15 protein-coding genes are annotated in these 17928 nt (G+C 73.5%); 6 read left to right on the top strand and 9 right to left on the bottom strand.

All coding sequences use genetic code 11. The annotated features are described in order from the left end of the window. Positions 1–83: 83 nt before the first annotated feature. Both AB0D93_RS17950 and AB0D93_RS17955 read right to left on the bottom strand, forming a co-directional pair. Entirely contained in the window at positions 84–674 is a 591-nt protein-coding gene (locus AB0D93_RS17950; protein ID WP_362120260.1) for a PDZ domain-containing protein, read from the bottom strand. A 161-nt stretch (positions 675–835) separates the two neighbouring features. Beyond that, positions 836–1699, bottom strand: coding sequence for a LysR family transcriptional regulator (locus AB0D93_RS17955; RefSeq protein WP_362120262.1), 864 nt, complete (start codon positions 1697–1699; stop codon positions 836–838). An 88-nt stretch (positions 1700–1787) separates the two neighbouring features. On the opposite strand from AB0D93_RS17955, the gene AB0D93_RS17960 reads away from it, so the two are divergent. Then, complete coding sequence (locus tag AB0D93_RS17960) at positions 1788–2510, top strand: hypothetical protein (protein WP_362120264.1); 723 nt, start codon at positions 1788–1790, stop codon at positions 2508–2510. A 36-nt stretch (positions 2511–2546) separates the two neighbouring features. Here AB0D93_RS17960 and phsA read toward each other — a convergent pair whose 3' ends face one another. Together phsA and cyc2 are read right to left on the bottom strand one after the other, a co-directional pair. Further along, positions 2547–4424, bottom strand: a complete 1878-nt coding sequence (phsA, locus tag AB0D93_RS17965; RefSeq protein WP_362120266.1) for an O-aminophenol oxidase PhsA — start codon at positions 4422–4424, stop codon at positions 2547–2549. 115 nt (positions 4425–4539) lie between these two features. Beyond that, positions 4540–6696: a germacradienol/geosmin synthase Cyc2 gene (gene cyc2 / locus AB0D93_RS17970; protein ID WP_362120268.1), complete on the bottom strand. Its 2157-nt coding sequence runs from the start codon at positions 6694–6696 to the stop codon at positions 4540–4542. Between the two features lie 188 nt (positions 6697–6884). On the opposite strand from cyc2, the gene AB0D93_RS17975 reads away from it, so the two are divergent. Both AB0D93_RS17975 and AB0D93_RS17980 read left to right on the top strand, forming a co-directional pair. Then, positions 6885–7703, top strand: a complete 819-nt coding sequence (locus AB0D93_RS17975; RefSeq protein WP_362120270.1) for an alpha/beta hydrolase — start codon at positions 6885–6887, stop codon at positions 7701–7703. Next, positions 7700–8962, top strand: coding sequence for a cytochrome P450 (locus AB0D93_RS17980; protein WP_362120272.1), 1263 nt, complete (start codon positions 7700–7702; stop codon positions 8960–8962). The genes AB0D93_RS17975 and AB0D93_RS17980 overlap by 4 nt, the downstream gene beginning before the upstream one ends. Here the strand turns inward: AB0D93_RS17980 and AB0D93_RS17985 are convergent. Both AB0D93_RS17985 and AB0D93_RS17990 read right to left on the bottom strand, forming a co-directional pair. Beyond that, complete coding sequence (locus tag AB0D93_RS17985; protein WP_362120274.1) at positions 8934–10136, bottom strand: damage-control phosphatase ARMT1 family protein; 1203 nt, start codon at positions 10134–10136, stop codon at positions 8934–8936. The two genes, AB0D93_RS17980 and AB0D93_RS17985, sit on opposite strands and share 29 nt — an antisense overlap. A 22-nt stretch (positions 10137–10158) precedes the next feature. Beyond that, positions 10159–10806, bottom strand: coding sequence for a ScbR family autoregulator-binding transcription factor (locus AB0D93_RS17990; RefSeq protein ID WP_362120276.1), 648 nt, complete (start codon positions 10804–10806; stop codon positions 10159–10161). Between the two features lie 431 nt (positions 10807–11237). Here AB0D93_RS17990 and AB0D93_RS17995 point away from each other — a divergent pair, with 431 nt between their 5' ends. Continuing rightward, positions 11238–12089 carry a lytic polysaccharide monooxygenase gene (locus AB0D93_RS17995; RefSeq protein ID WP_362120278.1) on the top strand — a complete coding sequence of 284 codons (852 nt, stop codon included), beginning with the start codon at positions 11238–11240 and terminating at the stop codon, positions 12087–12089. Between the two features lie 18 nt (positions 12090–12107). On the opposite strand, the gene AB0D93_RS18000 is transcribed toward AB0D93_RS17995, so the two are convergent. After that, complete coding sequence (locus tag AB0D93_RS18000) at positions 12108–12761, bottom strand: Tat pathway signal sequence domain protein (protein ID WP_362120280.1); 654 nt, start codon at positions 12759–12761, stop codon at positions 12108–12110. Positions 12762–13392: 631 nt separating this feature from the next. Between AB0D93_RS18000 and AB0D93_RS18005 the strand changes: the two genes are divergently transcribed. After that, complete coding sequence (locus tag AB0D93_RS18005; protein ID WP_362120282.1) at positions 13393–14091, top strand: DUF6230 family protein; 699 nt, start codon at positions 13393–13395, stop codon at positions 14089–14091. 5 nt (positions 14092–14096) lie between these two features. Next, positions 14097–14549, top strand: coding sequence for a DUF6114 domain-containing protein (locus tag AB0D93_RS18010; protein ID WP_362120284.1), 453 nt, complete (start codon positions 14097–14099; stop codon positions 14547–14549). Positions 14550–14891: 342 nt separating this feature from the next. Here AB0D93_RS18010 and tatA read toward each other — a convergent pair whose 3' ends face one another. Together tatA and AB0D93_RS18020 are read right to left on the bottom strand one after the other, a co-directional pair. Further along, entirely contained in the window at positions 14892–15269 is a 378-nt protein-coding gene (gene tatA / locus AB0D93_RS18015) for a Sec-independent protein translocase subunit TatA (protein WP_362120286.1), read from the bottom strand. A 55-nt stretch (positions 15270–15324) separates the two neighbouring features. Next, the gene (locus tag AB0D93_RS18020; RefSeq protein ID WP_362120288.1) at positions 15325–17925 is read right to left on the bottom strand and encodes an HAD-IC family P-type ATPase; all 2601 of its coding nucleotides are present in this window, start codon (positions 17923–17925) and stop codon (positions 15325–15327) included. Between the last annotated feature and the right edge of the window lie 3 nt (positions 17926–17928).

Consider the following 17928-nt stretch of genomic DNA (forward strand, 5'->3'; position numbering starts at 1 on the left):
TGGCGCGCGGGGCGGATGGTGACCAGCGGCTTTCCCGGGATGACCGGGGTGACCGGGAGGTGCGGGCGCGTGCCGGGCGCGGGTCAGGTCACCACGCCCGGCATGACGGCCAACTGCTGGTAGCCGCCACCGCTGTGACGCACGGTGAGGAGCACCTGCTTGCCGGGCCGGGCCTGTGCGACGGCGCGGACGAGGTCGGCGGCCGTGTCGACGCGGGCGGAGCCGAGCTGCAGCAGGACGTCCCCGCGGACCAGGCCTGCCGCGTAGCCCGGCCCGGGCACGTGGACGCCCACGACCAGCGCGCCCGCCTTGTCGGCGTCGACGGCCTCGACGCCCAGGGTGGCCTGCGCGGTGGCAACCGGAGCGGGACCGGCTGCCGGAGCGGGACCGGCGGCGGGGGTGGTGCCGGGCCTGGCTTTGGCCGGCGCCGTGGTCGGCGGGGCCTGGCGCTGGAGCTCGGCGAGCCTGCTCATGCCGATCACCGTGGCGCCGACCGTGCCGATGCCGACGCCGGACAGCACCAGCACGGTGCCGACGCACAGTCCGAACAGCAGGGTCCACAGTCGCCGTCCGCGCCGGTGCGCGGCGTGCGGGCGGTGGGGCGGGCCGGGGGTGCCGCCCTCCCGCCGGTTCTGACCAGGCATCGGCTTGGGACGCAACGCAGTCTGTTCCATGGTTCGCTCGCCTCCGGCTGGTGCTCTACCCGGGGCGCCCGGCCACGACGAGACACGAACGAGTGAGACTGGCCGGAGCGTGGCGGAGGGTAGTCATGTCACCCGGCGACGAACATCCGGAGTCATCCCCCCGGCGTCACCCCCTGGGCGGCGGGCCCGACTCACACCGCCCCCACCAGCCGGCCCGCCACCTCACCCGCCGCTCCACCCGGGCTTCCCCCGTGCACGAGTTCCGTGCGGTGGACGACCCGGGGCGCCGTGAGCGGGACCGCGACGGCGCCGGGTACGGCGCAGGCGGCGGAGCGAGGAAGCAGCGTGAGGCCGTGTCCGGCGGCCGCGAGCGTGGTGAGGGTGCGCAGATCGGTGCCCTCGTAGCGCAGGGCGGAGCGGAAGGCGCCGCCGGTGGCGGCCCTCAGCTGGTCGAGCGGGAGGGCCGCGTCGGGCGCGTCGAGCCAGCGGGCGTCGGCGAGGTCGGCGAGGCGCAGGCCGGGGCGGGCGGCCAGGGGGTGCCCGGCGGGCAGCAGGACGCTGACGGGTTCCTCGGCGATCCCGTGCGTGGTCAGCGGCGCCACGTCCGGCAGCCGCAGCGGGTCGCTCGGCGCGGCGAGCCCGTCGACGAGGCCGAGGTCGGCGGTGCCGGTGGCGACGGCGGCCGGGATCTCCTCGCGGGTGAGGACGCGCAGGGTGACGCCGGCGGGCGGGAGGGCGGCGAGGACCGCGGCGCCGAGCGCGGTCGGGGTGGTGGCGAGGGTCAGACCCTGCTGGGGCGCGGCGGCGATGCGGGCGACGTCGGCGCGGGCCGCGTCCAGGCGCAGCAGCAGCGGGCCCGCGTGTTCCAGGAGCCGCTCGCCCGCGGCCGTGGGCGCGACGGGCCGCCGGGTCAGCAGGGGTGCGCCCAGGTCCTGTTCGAGCGCGGCGATGTGCTGGGAGACGGCGGACTGGGTGTAGCCGAGCGCGCGGGCGGCCTCCGAGAAGGAGGCGAGGCGGGCCACGGTGACGTAGGTGCGCAGCAGATGCGGGTCCATGCAGCCCAGGATCCCATCAGTGTTGCTTATCGCCGGTGCAGGAATCATCGTTGGACGTGAACTCGTCGTCGCGCCGAGGATGACCGGCATGACGAACACCGCCACCGTCGCCCTCGTCGGCGACCGCTCCCCCAACGTCCTGTCGCACACCCGCGTCCCGCTGCTGCTGGAGGCGCTCGCCGAGCGTGACCGGCTGGTCCTGGACGCGTACTGGATCTCCTCTCGGGACGCCGAGGCCGACGGCGCGGTCCGGGGGTTCGACGCGGTGTGGGTGCTGCCGGGCAGCCCGTACCGCAGCGAGGCCGGTGTCCTCGCGGCCGTGCGCACCGCCCGCGAGGAGGGCACTCCGTTCCTGGGCACGTGCGGCGGCTTCCAGCACGCGCTGCTGGAGTTCGCCCGCAACGTCTGTGGCCTGACCGGCGTCGGCCACGCCGAGAACGACCCGGACGCCACCGACCCGCTCATCGAGCCGCTGGCCTGCTCGCTCGTGGGCCACGAGGCAGCGGTGACGATCGAGCCGGGCTCACTGGCGGAGTCCGTGATCGGCTCGGCGCGCACGGTCGAGCGGTACTTCTGCGCCTACGGCCCCTCCCGCCATCTCGACACGCTCCGCGCCCACGGCCTCAGGTTCTCCGGGCACGACCAGGACGGGCACGTACGGATCGCGGAACTGCCCGGCCACCCCTTCTTCCTGGCGTCCCTGTTCCAGCCGGAGCTGTCCGGGGACGGCTCGCACCCGCACCCGATGGTCCGGGCGCTGGCGCGGGCCGCGGTCGAGCACGCGGCGGCCGGGGCCGTCCGGCCGGCGTGACCCGCACCGCGCCGACCGGTCGAGCCGGACCGGGCCTCAGCCGGTGTGGCCCGCGCCGTGGCCGCCGTGCCCGGCGCCGTGGTCGAACTTCATGGCCTCGGCCGGCATGACGACGAAGGGCCGCATCATGCCCATGTCCTCGTGCTCCAGCAGATGGCAGTGGTACATGAACCGGCCGTACGCTCCGTCGAATCGGCCCATGACGCGCAGCATCTGGCTTCCGGGCACCCGGAAGACGTCCTTGTTGCCCCGCTCGTTGGGCGCGAGCGGGATCGTCCGGCCGGCGTCGTACCGGATCGGCGTGCGGGTGCCGCCGGCGGTGGGGTCGAAGCCCGAGACGTCGTACGCGTCCCGGCCGAGCAGCTGGAAGTCGGCCAGGTGGATGTGCATGGGGTGGACGATGGGCGCGAGGTTGAGGAAGCTCCACTGCTCGTAGCCGCCCTCGGCGATGGTGAAGCCGAGTCCGTCGTTGAACGTCCGCGAAGTGCGCCGGTACGTCTTCGTGGTGCCGTCGGGCCCGGTGACCTGCACGATGCCGTCGGCCGGGAGCCGCAGGCCGGGCTCGGCCTCGGCCTCGGTCAGCTCCCAGATCTCCGGGTGGCCGCCGGCGCCCTTGGTGGCGGGCGGGGTGAGCAGGACCAGGCGGTGTCCGTGCGGGAGTTCGTGGGTCAGGCGGCGGAAGGAGCCGGAGAGCACCTCGGGCAGTTCGAAGGTGTCCTCCTCCTCGCACGTCTCGCCGACCCGGAACTCCAGGATGGCCGGGTAGCGCACGTCACCGGCCGGGTCGGCCACGCCCGCCGGCCGGTTGGGCCCCTTGTTCACCAGCCGCAGGGTCCGGCCCGCCAGCGCGCGGAAGTCGACGAGCAGGTCGAAGCGCTCGGCCGGTCCGGCGGTCAGCGTGGGGAGCCCGGCGTCGAAGTCGACCGGCACGGGGCGCGGCAGCAGCCCGCCGTCGCTGCCTATCTGGTGCACCACGCCCGGCACCGGGTCGCCGTCCTCGTCGATCAGGACGAGCTCGAAGATGCGCGCGTTCGAGGCGTTGACCAGCCGGAAGCGGTACCAGGCCGGGTCCACCCCGGCGTACGGCCAGATGCGGCCGTTGACCGTCGTGTAGGGGCCGGTGAAGGGAATCGAGACCGGCTTCCCGGTCTCCGGGTTGCTCTGCTGGACGATCACCGTCTTGTGCAGCAGCCGGCCGTTGAGGCGGCCGTCGTCGTCGGTGTCGAGGTTGCGGTCGGCGAGGAGCAGCGGGATCTCCCGCTCCCCGGACGGCAGACGAAGGGCGTCCTCCTCGTCGTCACGGAGGAGGTAGGTGCCGTACAGGCCCGTCATCACGTTCCACCGCGTGATGTTCATGGCGTGGTCGTGGTACCACCACTGCACCGCCTGGTGGTCGTTCGGGTACTCCGACAGCTGGGCGTCGCCGTGGGAGACGGCGTTGTCCGCCCAGCCGTCGTTGCCGCCGCCGGTCCGGGCGCCGTGCAGATGGGTCACCGTCCAGGCGGGCAGGGCGGCGACGTCCTTGTCCGGCTCGACGCCCTCGCGGCCGGGCTCGGTGGTGGCGGGCGGGGTGCCGGGCGCGCGGGCGGGCACCTCGACGGAGGTGACCGGGTACTCGGCGTCCTTCGGTATGCGGTTGGTCCAGGCGATGCGGACGCGCTGTCCGCGCCGCACCTCGATGGTCGGGCCCGGCACATGCCCGTCGTACCCCCACATCAGGGTCGGCGGGAGCTGCGGGTGGAGGCGCACCCAGGTCGGGCGCAGGGCGATCTCGGTCTCGCGCCGGACGTCGGCCGCGGCGGGACGCAGGACGGGCGGGACGGTCAACGGCGCCAGATACGGCGTCAGTTCGTCCGCCTGCGGCGCCCGGTCCGCCGCGTTCTCCCCGGTGGGCCTGTCGATGGTCTCGGTCAAGGTCGAACACCCCCGTGTGTTCGCGGTCTTGTTGTTCCCCTTACTCCACAAGACTCCCGAGGACTCACCGAAGTTCCCAGAATGCCCGGTTCCGGACGAGAAGATTCGGCGCCCGTCAGGCGGGCGCCAGGGGCGGCACGGCGGGCGGGCGGCCGGGCAGGAAGCCGTGCGACCTGCGGCCCAGCCACTCGGCCTTGTACCGGTCGACCTCGCGGTGCCAGTTCAGGATCCCGGCGAGCCAGTTCTGCAGGTCGAGGACGTAGGCGTCCATCGCCGCCCGGGCCGCCTCCGGCAGTTCGAAGTCGTCGCAGAGCACGGGCAGTTCGTGCGCGACGACATGCTCGAACTGCTGCATGCGCTGGGTCGTCAGGTCGTGGACGACGCGCAGCGCGGCCGGCTGGTCCACGCCGAAGAAGTTCTGCACCACCAGGACGGCGTTGTGGATCTGACCCTCGTACTCGATCTCCTTCTGGTACGAGAAGATGTCGTTGAGGAGACAGCCGTAGTCGATGGCGGCGTTCTCCAGCGAGCGCACCGGGCCGCTGCGGTACACCTCCGGCGGGATCGCCGGGCCGTGGCCCATCCGGCACAGGCTCAGCGTGAGGTCGGAGCCGAAGGTGGCGCGCCGCATCTCCAGGTAGTCCACCGGGTCGGGGATGCGGTTCTGCAGCTGGTTGGACAGCTCCCACACCCAGCTCTCGGTCATCACGTCCACGGAGGCCTTGAGGGCCTGCCGCTGCTCGGCGTTCATCCCGGCGGTCGTGCGCACCCACAGGTCGGCCAGCCCGCGCTCCATGGCGTTGCGGGGCACGACGGCCGGCTCGCCCTCGACGGGCATGCACCGCGACAACCGGGCCGTGCTCAGCCGCGCTCCGGCCAGGTCCCGGCGGTGGCCGTACACCAGGGGGTAGTAGTCGTCGCCGTACGTCCCCCAGGCCAGCCACTGGGCGCTGAGGTCGAGGGCCTCGGGGGTGGCGTCCGGGTCGAGGCCGGCGGCGCACAGCGCGAGGTCGTGGGCGGCGAGCCTGTCCTCGTCCCAGACGCCCTCCTCCAGGATGCCCATGCGGTGCGACCAGGTGACGAGTCCCAGGCGTGCGTCGTCGAGGTGGGGGCTCAGTCCGAGCGGGTAGGGCATGTGGAACTCGGGCAGGACGGACGGGCCGACCTTCTGGTAGGGCACGTGGGTGTAGGCGCGCAGGCGTTCCCGGGCGGCGGCGAGCAGCGCGCCGACGTCGGCGGCCGAGACGCCGGGGCCGCTCGGCAGCTGCCACGGCGAGCCGGTGTGCGCGCCCTCGTTCATGTAGCGGCTGGAGCGCAGGTGCCACTCGTGGCCGCCGGACTGCCAGTCCTGGAGCCCCTTGGTGTAGGCGGCGACCGCGGCGACCTGGTCCGGGGCGAGGCCCTTCTCCAGGGCGACGGCGGGGACTTCGGTGAGCGCGGTGTGCTCGAACTGGTGCAGGCGTGAGGTGAGGATGTCGTTGACGGTGTCGGCGGCCTCCTGGGTGGAGCAGTCGAAGAACTTCTCCAGCACCAGCACGCCGTTGCTGTTCTCGCCCTCGTCCTCGACCTCGCGCTGGTAGGAGAACAGGTCGTTGCGCAGGTGGACGGCGTCGGAGAACGTCTCCATGAGGACGCGCAGCGGCCGGGTGCCGGCGACGGCGGCGGGCACCTCGGCGGTCGCGTACTCCACGAGCCCCGCCGACCAGGGCGCGCCGCCCACCTTGCGGCGCATCTCGATGTACTCGACGGGGTTGGCGATCCGGCCCTCGTTGATGTTCGACAGCTCCCACATCGACTCGTTGAGCAGGTGCTCGGTGGCCACGGAGAAACGGCGGCGCCAGTCCACGGACATCGAGGGCACCGTACGCGCCCACAGGTCCTTCAGGCCCGCCTCGACGGGATTCTCCGGCTCGGGCACGGGGGCCGACGGGTCGAGCGGCATGAACAGCGGCAGCCGGTCCAGGTGGGCCTTTCCGGCGGCGCGGTCCTGGGTGCGCTTGTACATGTCCAGGAAGTGGTCGTCGAAGAAGAACACCCACACGTACCAGTCGGTGATCAGCGAGAGGGCGGGACCGTCGCAGTCGGGGTGGGTGTAGGAGCACAGGAGCCCGTAGTCGTGCGCCTCCAGGTCGGCCTGCTCCCAGATCCCGCCTTCCAGCATGCCCATCTCGCGCGCCCACCCGGTCGAGTGGGCGCGGGCCTCGTCGAGGTGCGGGTTGAGCCGCGCGGGATACGGCATGTAGAAGTGCGGGAGTTCGAACGGCTGCGTCATGGCCGGGCCCTACCCGTGGTCCCCAACGCCCATCCACCGCACGGGACATGATCACACCATCGCGTGAACCGCCCCCGGAACACGGAACGGCCGCCGTGGCCCGTGGTGTTCACCGGGGGCGCCGCCGTTCCGCCCGTATGCCCGTGCGCGCCCTTGCCGTGCCCGCACGGCCGGGCCACGGTAGGCGCATGACCTCCTTCGTGCTGCCCCATGAGGTGCACGGCGACGGCGCCCACAAGGTGTTCGCCGTGCACGGCTGGTTCGCCGACCGCTCCGCCTTCGCGGCCGTCCTGCCGGATCTCGACCGCACCACGTTCAGCTACGCGCTGGTCGACCTGCGCGGGTACGGCGAGGCCCGGGACGTGTCGGGCGCCTGCACGACGGCCGAGGCGGCCACGGACCTGCTGGAGCTGGCCGACCGGCTGGGCTGGGACCGGTTCTCGGTGATCGGGCACTCCATGGGCGGTGCCGTCGCGCAGCGACTGGCGGCCCTCGCGCCGGACCGGCTGCGCCGGATGGTCGGTGTCTCCCCGGTGCCGGCGTCCGGGGTGCCCCTGGCCGGCGAGCAGGGCGCGCTGTTCACGGACGCCGCGCACCGCCCGGAGAACCGGCGCGCGATCATCGACTTCACCACCGGGGGCCGGCGTCCCGCCGCCTGGCTGGACCGGATGGTCGCCCGCTCGCTGGAGCGCAGCGACGCCAAGGCGTTCCGGTCCTGGCTGGATTCCTGGGCGGGCGACGACTTCCACGCCGACGTCGAGGGCATCGAGGTGCCCGCCCTGGCCGTGGCCGGCGGACTCGACCCGGCCCTCTCGCCGGAGGTCATGCGGCAGACGTGGATGAGCTGGTACCCGCGGGCCGAACTCGTGGCGCTGCCGTTCGCCGGGCACTACCCCATGGACGAGTGCCCGCTGGAGCTGATCCGCGTGGTCGAGGACTTCCTCCACGAGGACGCCGGAGCCCCGGCGAGCGAGCCGGTCCGGGCCGGCGAGAGCGAGCCGGCGTGAGCGTGCCCGGGGCGCCGGAGGTGCCCGACGTGTTCGACCCGCGCCGGTATGCCGTCGGGGTGCCGCACGACGACTACCGCGTGCTGCGCGACCACCATCCGGTCGCCTGGCAGGAGGAGCCGGAGGTGCTGGGCTGGCCCGCCGGGCCCGGGTTCTGGGCGGTGACCCGGCACGCGGACGTCGTCCGGGTACTGAAGGACGCGACGACGTACTCCTCCCACCTCGGCGCGACCCAGATCCGCGATCCGGACCCGGAGGACCTGCCGTTCATCTGCGGCATGATGCTCAATCAGGACCCGCCCCGGCACGGCCGGTTGCGGCGACTGGTGAGCCGGGCGTTCACCCCCGGCCGGGTCGACCGGTTCACCGCGGTCGCCCGGGAGCGGGCGCGCGCACTCCTCGCCGGAGCGCTCCGGGAGGCACGGGAGGGGGACGGCACCGTCGATCTGGTGGCGTCCGTCACCGACGAGTACGCCCTGCTGAATCTGGCGGATCTGCTGGGCGTCCCGGAGAGCGACCGGCGGCTGCTGCTGCACTGGACGCAGCGGGTCATCGGCTACCAGGACCCGGAGGAGGCGGGTCCCGCGGTGCTGGACGAGCGGGGCAGGCGCGTGAATCCGCGTTCCCCGGCCATGCTGAAGGACATGTTCGCCTACGCGCGCGGGCTGGCCGCGTACAAACGGCGGCACCCGGCGGACGACGTCATGACCACCCTCGCGAACGACGCCGAACTCGCCGAGGCCGAGCTGGAGATGTTCTTCTTCCTGCTCACCGTCGCCGGCAACGACACCGTACGCGGCGCGGCCCCCGGCGGGCTGCTGGCGCTGGCGGAGCACCCGGAGGCGTACGCGGCCCTGCGTGACGGGAAGGCGGAACTTCCCTTGGCCGTCGAGGAGTTGCTGCGCTGGCATCCGCCGGTGCTGACCTTCCGCCGGACCGCCGTGCGCGACACCGAGCTGGCGGGGCGGCGAATCAGGGCCGGTGACAAGGTCGTGGTCTTCCACGCCTCGGCCAACCGGGACGAGCGGGCCTTCCCCGATCCGGCCCGGCTCGACCTCGCCCGCTCCCCCAACCCGCACGTGTCCTTCGGCGACGGCCCGCACGTGTGCCTGGGCGCCCACTTCGCCCGGCTGCAACTGCGGCTGTTCCACGAGGAGGTGGTACGCGTGCTCCCCGAGGCGCGCCTGGCGGCACCGGCCGGGCGGCTCGTGTCGAACTTCATCAACGGCATCAAGTCTCTGCCGCTGCGGGTGACTTGACGTCCACCTGGATCAGCGCGTGGGTGCCGCCGGTGCGCCAGCGCCGGCCCTCGGACGCCACCAGCCGGGCCTCGGTCGCCCCGGTCAGGCCGGTGATCACGTCGGACTTCAGGGTGCGCAGTGCGGCGACCGGGCCGGGGAAGTAGGCGGTCGTCTCCTGGAAGGGGGTGGTCGGCGGCCACATCCGGTCGCCGACCAGGCGCCGGTAGTTGAGGTCGCCCTTGAGGACGGTCAGCGTGGCCGCGGCGAACTCGGCGCGCAGGTCGTCCGGCATCCGCGCGTACGGCAGCGGGGCGCAGGAGAAGGGGTGCGCACGCACGGTGAGGCGGCCGTCCGCCATGGCCGACCAGAGTACGCGCGCGTACTCGGCGGCCGCGCCGGAGGCGGCGCGCAACCGGTGCAGCGCGTCGACGACGTCGGCGGTCGTGGCGTCGGAGACGTAGTACGGGTACGGCTTGACGTGCAGCGCCACCCGCGCGGCCCGGCCCTCGGCGAGCAGATGGGCGATCAGCAGCAGGTCCGGGACGAGTTCGCGGCCCGCGTTGTCCGCGACCAGGACGAGCGTGGCCGCGCCGCCGGCCGGCAGCAGCGCCCACAGGGCCTCGCTGTCGTCCGCGACCAGCGCGGGGGCCGGGTCCCGGACCTCGGCGCCCTCGGCGGAGAGCCGGAAGCCGAGGTCGGCGCGGTTGCCCCACAGCGAGCCGTGCAGCAGGGCGCGCGCCCGCTCCCGCTCCGGCAGGCCGGGCAGGGCGTCCAGCGCGGCCAGTTCCTCGTCCGTGTCCGGCGCGTCCAGCTCGGCACGCTTGAAGGGGCGGAAGGGGTCGACCCCCTGCCAGGCGCCGGGGCCGAACCAGCCGACGGCGTCGAGCAGCAGGCGGTAGAAGTAGCTCTCGGACCACAGCCACGGCACGTCGTACCAGGAGCGCCCGGCGTACTCGGCCAGGCCCCACCGCTGCCACCGGTCCCGGTCCGGGGCGTCGGCGGGCAGGTGCCCGACCGTCCCTTCGGTGCAGCTCTTCAGCAGCTCGTCCAGCGCCCGGTGGTGCCCGGGGCCGTACGGGAACGCGTCCCGTACCCGCTGGATGATCGCGGGGTGCCGGTCGGCCAGCACGCTGTGCGGGAACGAGCCGGGTTCGTTGCCGAGGATCACGGGTGCGAACGGGGTGTCGGGCATGTCCGTCACGGTAGCGCGGGCGTCAGGCGGTTCTGATCTCCCGCTCCAGCTGCGTGGCGAGTGTGACGTAGCGGGGGCGGCGGTGCACCGGGACCAGGCCCCGGACTAGGAGGTGCCACATCTCCGCGACCCGGCGCGGAAGCCGTCCGACCGGTTCGAGCGAGCGGCCCGCGACCCGCGTGCCGATGAAGAAGGAGACCAAGGAGTGCGCGACGATGCCGACGTCGAGGTCGCCGTGCACATCGGCCTCCCTGACGGCCGCGGTGAACTTCCTGGTGGCGAACTCCAGCCACTCGGTGAACGGGTGCCTGAGCGGCGCCCGTACCGCTATGTCGGCGGTGGCCAGGCGCAGCGCGGCGCGCGGCACCGGGTCCTCCACGGCGAGCCTGGCGGCGCCGAACGTGGTGCGCATCAGGGCCTCCAGCGAGGAGTAGCCGCGGCTCTCCACCTCCGCGACGAGCTGCTGCCCGGCCCTGGCGTTGAGTTCGAGGATGGCGTGGGCGAGGTCCTCCTTGGCGGCGAAGTGGAAGTACAGCGCACCCTTGGTGACCTTCGCGTGGGTGACGATGTCGCTCAGGCTGGTGGACTCGTAGCCGTGCCGGTCGAACAGATCGGCGGCGGCCGTGATGATCGTTGCCCGGGTCTGTTCGGCGCGTAACTGCCTCGCCATCCTGGACCCCTCCTCGCGACTCGAACGAACGGGACAAGCGGTTTGTTTTTACCCCGCGCACACGATAACTCACCGAAGGGCAACGGGAGTCCGTGGTGCGGGCCGGCCGCACAACACCTGTCACCTGCGAATCCGGTCGCGGACGCGCCCCGGCGGCCCGTGAACGGACGAGACCAGAACGGTTCCCCCTTCCCTTGCCCGACCACCCTCGGCAGCCGCGGGGCGGCGGGTGCCGAACCCATGATCGCCACGATACGAGGCCGACGCCCGGCTCCTCAACGGGGTGACGGAGCAGGCGCGAAACATCCCAACCGGTCGGTGCTTTCACGCCCCCCGGTCACCGGTGCGCCGGTTGTGGTGAACGCACCGGACGCCGCCGCCGTACTGGAACCCGCAGACCCCGTTCCGCGCCCGCCGAGGAGATGTCCCGGATGACCCGGATGACCGCCCGCCCGAGCGTCACGGCCGCCGCCACCGCCACCGCGGCCGTGTTCCTGCTCCTGCCGTGGGCGGCGGGGTCCGCCCAGGCGCACGGCGCCCCCACGGCCCCGGTGAGCCGGGTGTACGCCTGTTCCCCCGAGGGCGGCGACGCCACCCGCTCGGCGGCCTGCCGGGCGGCGGTCGCGGCCAACGGCGCTCCGTTCACCGCGTGGGACAACCTGCGCGTGGCGGGGGTCAACGGCCGGGACCGGCAGCTGATCCCGGACGGCAGACTGTGCAGTGGGAACCTGCCGGCGTACCGGGGCCTGGACCTCGCCCGGCGCGACTGGCCGGCGACGCGGCTGGCGCCCGGCGGCAGGCTGACGATGACGTACGCCTCGACGATCGCGCACACGGGCACCTTCAGGCTGTACCTGACCAAGCCCGGTTACGACCCGTCGAAACCGCTTACGTGGTCCGATCTGCCCGAGCGGCCCTTCGCCCGGGTCACCGATCCACCACTGCGGGACGGGGCGTACCACATCGGCGCGACGCTGCCGACGGACCGGACAGGGCGTCAGGTCCTCTACACCGTCTGGCAGAACAGCAGCACGCCGGACACCTATTACTCGTGTTCCGACGTGGTCTTCCCGGAGAGGGCGCAGGCGGCCGGAACAGCGCCGGCGGCCGGAACAGCGCAGGCGAAGGCCCCGCAGCCCACGGCGGCGAATCCGGCTCCGGCCGCGAACGAGGGCGCGGGCCAGGGCAAGGGTCCCTCGGCGCACATGCTGACGGGCGGCGCCGCCGCGGTGCTGGTGCTCACCGGGGGCGCCGCCCTGGCCGTACGGCTACGGCGACGGTGAACCGCGCGCCTCAGCGGCTCAGTTGACGTAGACCGGGGCGCCGCCGTCCGTCACGGGTGCGTACTTGGCGGTGAAGTAACCGCTGGCGAAACACAGTGACGAGCCCGAGGACTTGGTGAACTGCTGGTTGGTGAAGGTGATGCTGCTGTCGGAGTTGTCCGCCTTCCCGGTCAGGGACGCCGCCTGGTAGACGCAGGTGATGGTGCCCAGCAGGGTCTTCAGCTTGACCGTGGTCTGGATGGTCGAACCGTCGGCCGGGGAGACGGTGAGGGTGCCGTCGGAGGCGACCGTCGCCGTGTAGGGCAGGTGGTCGACGGTGATGCTGCTGACGCCGGTGACACCGACGACGTTGCTGGTGCAGGAGGAGGCGTCGAAGGTGTGCCCGGTGACGGACTCGGTGGCCGTGCCGGGGGCGGTCGGGTTGCCGGTGACCGCGGCGGTGAACTGGGAGGACGTGCAGCTGACGCCACTGGTGCCGGTCGCGCTGGAGTAGAGCGTGGCGGAGGTGCCGGTGGCCAGCGGGGCGACGAGGGTGTCGCCGGTCGCGACGGCGGTGCCGCCCGCGCCGCCGGTGGTGAGCACGGCGCTGCCGTCGGCGGAGGCGGGGGCCGCCACCGCGAGGGCGAGTGCGGTGGCGGTGCCGGCGAGGGCGAGGAGGGATCGAGTACGCATGCGGGTGCCTCTTTCCTGGTGGGGTCCGGACGAGGTGTGGCGGGGGGTGACGGATGACGCCGTGAGGCGTGGCGCGCCGGGGCTGCGCGGTGCCGCCGGCGCCGGGCCGTGGCGCCTTCTCCGTACGCGACGGACCGGCGCCGGCGGTGATCCGGGCACCGGCCGAAGACCTCCGGAGGGAGGCCCTCGGCCGGGCCGGCAGGAAGCGGCCGGGCAGGCCCGGGGGGGAAGGGGCCGTGCACGGCCGCACCGATGTGAACGGTTTCCGCGAGCTGAGGTGAGCGGCGTCGTAAGAGACCGGGAAAACGCTTCCGGTACCGCTCGGCGGATCCGGCGCCACGGATCCGTGAAACAGGGGAAGTTGTAGACCTGATCAACCGTCAACGTCAAGGAGTTCCAAGGGAGTTGTCGGATGCGGTCGCACCTCGCGCACATCCGACACTCTTTTTTCACAACTCCCTTGACCCTTCAAAGTAACCGGCGGTAACTTCCTCGCAGACTACTGCCGCGTAACGAGAAAGCCCTTGCCCCGCCGGGAGTGCGAGGAGGCGTGCGCGGCGGTCGCTGTCCGCGCCAGGACACCGTGCCACTGAAGCCCAACCCGCGTTGATCCATGCCCATGGGAGCAGACATGGCCTCGTCCCCGGACGTCCCGTCCGTCGGCAACACCCCCGAGAACCCGGGAAACGGTTCACCGTCCGCAGCACCGCAGACCGCCGGGACCACCGACGCCGGCCCGAGACGGGGCCGGGTCCGGGCCCGCCGGGCCGCGGTGATGGCGGTACCCGCCACCCTCGTCGTCGCCGGTCTCGCGGTGCTCACCGCTCAGGGGGCGCTGGGTGTGCAGTTCGCGATCTCCGGCATGCCGTTCACGGTCACCGCGACGGAACTGAACGGAACCGGTTTCGAGCAGTTCGGCGGCCTCGACACCATGGCGGACGGCAGCCCGAACGCCGGCGACACCGGCGGGCAGGAGCTCATCGTCACCTCCGCGATCAAAAACGCCACGCTCACCAAGCTGTGCCAGAGCGTCGACCTCGGCGGCACCAACCTGCTGATCACCGCGGGGAGCGGTGCCGACAAGGTGATCGCGAGCGACCTCACGACGGACTCCACGGAGCTGTCCGGCGACGCGGCGTTCAACAACATCGAGATCGGCAACGACGCCAGCACGCTGACCAAGGCGGGCGTGAAGGGTCCGATCGGCGTCTTCAGCCAGCAGGCCGACACCGTGCACATCGGCAATCTGCGGCAGACCAACTACGCGACGACAGCGGGTGTGTTCAAGCTGCCCGGTCTCAAGCTGCGCTTCAGCGACTCGGGTTGCTGATCGCGGTGCCGGACCGTCCACACCAGGGAGCGCGGGTCGCCTTCCGCGGGTGGCGGGCCCGCCGGCCGTTCTGGGGCGGGCTGCTGCTCGCCCTGGCCGGGGGCGAGATCCTGCTCACCGAGAAGGCCTCGCTGAAGGTCGTGATGCACATCGGCGCGCAGGGGCTGGCCGGCTATCTGCTGCCGACGCTGATGGCACTGCTGGGGCTGCTGATCCTGTTCAACCCCGCGCAGCGGCTCTTCTACTCCATCACCGGCGTCCTGCTCTCCCTGGGCACGTGGGTGACCTCGAACCTGGGCGGCTTCCTCGTCGGCCTCCTCCTGGGCATCACCGGCAGCTGCCTCGCCTTCGGCTGGCTGCCCGACCAGGAACCGCGGACCAGTCGCCGCAAGCGCCGGAAGCTCGCGAGGGCGACGGCGCCCACGGTACCGGAGGGGGCGGAGCGCACGCCCGCCTGAGGAAGCCGGGGCGTGAGGTGCCGGCGTGAGAAGTGCCGGCGTGTGAGGTGCTGGCGCGTGAGGTGCCCGAGCGTGAGGTGCCCGAGCGTGAGGTGCCGAAACGACCGAGCACATGCCAGACCCGTTCCGCCACTCGACCGGACACGGCCGTGTAGACCCGTTCCCCCGGCCGACCGGGCACGGCCACGGTCGCCGTCATCCCGCCGAACGACCGGGCACGGGCGGGCCAGTCGACCCGTTCCGCCAATCCACCCGGCACGGACCGGGCCGGGCCGCGGGTTGGTCGAGGACGCCGTCGGCGCTCCGCCGGTCGGCGGAGCGCGAGACCGGCCGCTCCGCCCGTCAGCCGGCGCTCACCGGCGCCTCGGCAGGGGACGCCGGCTCGGTCACCGTACGCGCGCCCGCCGTCGCCGTACCGGCATCCGCCGTACCCGTACCCGCGCCCGTCGCCGCCGTACCCGTGTGTGCCGTCGCCGTACCCGTGTGCGCCGCCGCGTGGACGTCGTCGGCCGTGAGGACCTCCGACGGCTCCACGACCGGCGTGCCGGTGGTTCCCGGCGTGCCGTTCTCGTCCTTCATCGCCTTCGCCTCGCTCTTGAGGATGCGCATGGACTTGCCCAGCGCCCGCGCGGTGTCCGGGAGCTTCCGGGAACCGAACAGCAGGAGGAACACGACGGCGACGATCAACAGGTGCCAGGGCTCGAGTCCGTTGCGGAGCACGACCGCCCCCTTCTCGGGAATGCTTGCTGTTTTGCGCAACTGTACAACCCGCGGCCTACGCCCGGCGCCGCGCGTGGCGGACCTTCGCCGCGGTGAGGGCCAGGGCGTACAGGCCGAGGACGGCGGCGAGCAGCAGGTGGTACGCGGCGGGCAGGACGGTCATGCCGAGCGCGGCGCCGAGCGGGCTGGGCGGCAGGGCGAGTCCGATGGCGGCGAGGACGGCGGCGGCCCGGCCGACCGGTCCCGGCCGGGCCCCGCGCGCGAGCCGCCGGCCGTCGCGCAGGAGCAGCATGACCAGCGCCTGGGTGAGCAGGTTCTCGGTGAACCAGGCCGAGTGGAAGACGGCCTCGTCGTCGAGGGCGTCGGGGCCGTTCAGGGCGAGCGCGAGGACGCCGAAGGTCGCGAGGTCGGCCACGGCGTTGAGCACGCCGAAGCCGGTGATGAACCGCAGGAAGGCGGGCGGCCGCAGCACGGTCGGCCGGCGCAGCTCGCCCGGGGCGGGGCGGTCGTGGGCGAAGGCGAGCTGGGCGGCGTCGAAGCACAGGTTCTGCGCGAGCACCTGGACCGGGAGCATCGGCAGGAAGGGCAGGAGCAGTCCGGCGGCGAGCATGGCGAGGACGTTGCCGAGGTTGGAGGAGAGCGTCACGCGCAGATAGGCGGCGATGTTGGCGCTGCTGCGGCGGCCGGCCGTGACGGCGTGGCCGATGGCGGTGAGGTCCTTCCCGGCGAGCACGACGTCGGCGCTCTCCCGGGCCACCGGCACCGCGTCGCGCGGCGCGATGCCGACGTCGGCGGCGAGCAGCGCGGGCACGTCGTTGACCCCGTCCCCCAGGAAGCCGACGGTGTGCCCGGCGGCCCGCAGCCCGGCGACGACACGTGCCTTGTCCTCGGGACTGCAACGGGCGACTACGACGGTGCCCCCGCCCGCGAACGCGCCGCCACCAACCCCCGCCCCGTCCACGCCGACCCCGCCGACCCCGGTGCCCGGCGAAGCCGAGGCCCCGGCACCGTCGACGCCCCCGGCGGTCCGTGTCTCCCCTGGTTCCAGGCCGAGTTCGTGGCACACGCGGGTGGCGGTGGCGGGGTGGTCGCCGGTGAGGACGTGGACCGTGATGCCGAGGGCGGTGAGCCGGCGCAGGGAGTCGGCGGCGCCGGGGGCGAGTTGGTCCTGGAAGGTGACCAGGCCGCGGAAGGTGAGGCCGCGTTCGTCGGCGGGCGTGTACGGGCGGGTGCGGGCGATGGGGGTCCCCCCGCCCGAGGGCAGCCGGGTGTGGGGGAGGTCGGCGGTCGCCACGGCCAGCACGCGCCGGCCTGTCGCGGCCTCGCGTGCCGCGAGGGCGAGCAGCCGCTGCCGCTCGGCGGCGGTGAGGTCGCAGCGCTCCAGGACGTCCTCGGCGGCGCCCTTGGTGATCAGCAGATGGTGGCCGAGCCGGCCGGCGACGACGGCGCCCGCGAGGCGCCGGCCGGGCGCGACGGGCAGCGCGGCGATCCCGTCGTACTCCTCCCCCACCGCGCCGGCGACGTCGAGCAGGGCCTCGTCGAGGGCGTCGGGGGCAGGCAGTTCGGCGAGTTGCAGGGTCCACCAGGCACAGACGGCCGCCCAGTGCAACGCCTGCGGGTCGTCCCGGCCGTCGGGCCCGAGGGAGCGGGCGGCGACCGGCCGGTCCTGGGTGAGGGTGCCGGTCTTGTCCACGCACAGCACGTCGATCGCGCCCAGGTCGTGCAGCGCGGGCAGCCGCCGTACGACGACCCGGCGGGCCCGGGCCAGCAGCGCGGCGCTGCGCGCGAGGCACGTGGTGACGATCACCGGAAGCATCTCGGGGGTGAGCCCGACGGCCACCGACACGGCGAACGGCAGGGTCTGCAGGCCCCGGCCGCGCAGCGCCGCGCCCGCCATGAGCACCAGGGGCGGGGTGAGCAGCATGAACCGGACAAGTACCCAGGCGATGCCGTGCACGGACCGGTCGAAGGCGCTGGGCTCGCGCGGCTCCGGCGACCGCTGCGCCGCGGCGAACCGGGTGTGCGCCCCGGTCGCCACGACGACCGCGGTGGCGCCGCCCGCCACCACCGCGCTGCCCTGGAAGCACAGATGGGCCTCGGCGAGCGGCTCCGGCACATCGGCGGCGGCCTTGGGCACGGGCGCGGACTCGCCGGTCAGCGCGGACTCGCGCACCGTCAGCCCGCGGGCGCGCAGCAGTCGTACGTCGGCGGGGACGAGGTCGCCGGGGCCGAGCCGGACGACGTCGCCGGGGACCAGGTCGGCCACCGGGACCTCGTGGGCGCGCGGTGCGGCGGTGTCGTCGGTGCGGCGCAGCACGGTGGCGGTGCCGGCGACCAGTTCACGCAGGGCGGCCAGCGCGCGGTCGGCGCGGCGCTCGCCGGACGCGCGCAGTGCACAGCTGACGGCGACCAGCGCGAGGATCACCGTGGCGGTGCCCCAGGAGGCGACGAACGCGGAGACCATGCCGAGGGTGAGGAGCACGGCGGTGAACGGGTCGCGCAGACCCCGCAGGCAGCGCCGGAGCACGGAGGGGGCGGGCGGACGGGGCGGCGTGTTCTCACCGTGTGCGGCGAGCCGGGCGGCGGCCTCGGCGTCGGTGAGTCCGCGCGGGCCGGTGTCCAGGCGCCGCAGCACCTGGAGGGAGGTTGCGGTCACGGG

Source organism: Streptomyces sp. NPDC048191, from assembly GCF_040652655.1.
Taxonomy (GTDB): Bacteria; Actinomycetota; Actinomycetes; order Streptomycetales; family Streptomycetaceae; genus Streptomyces.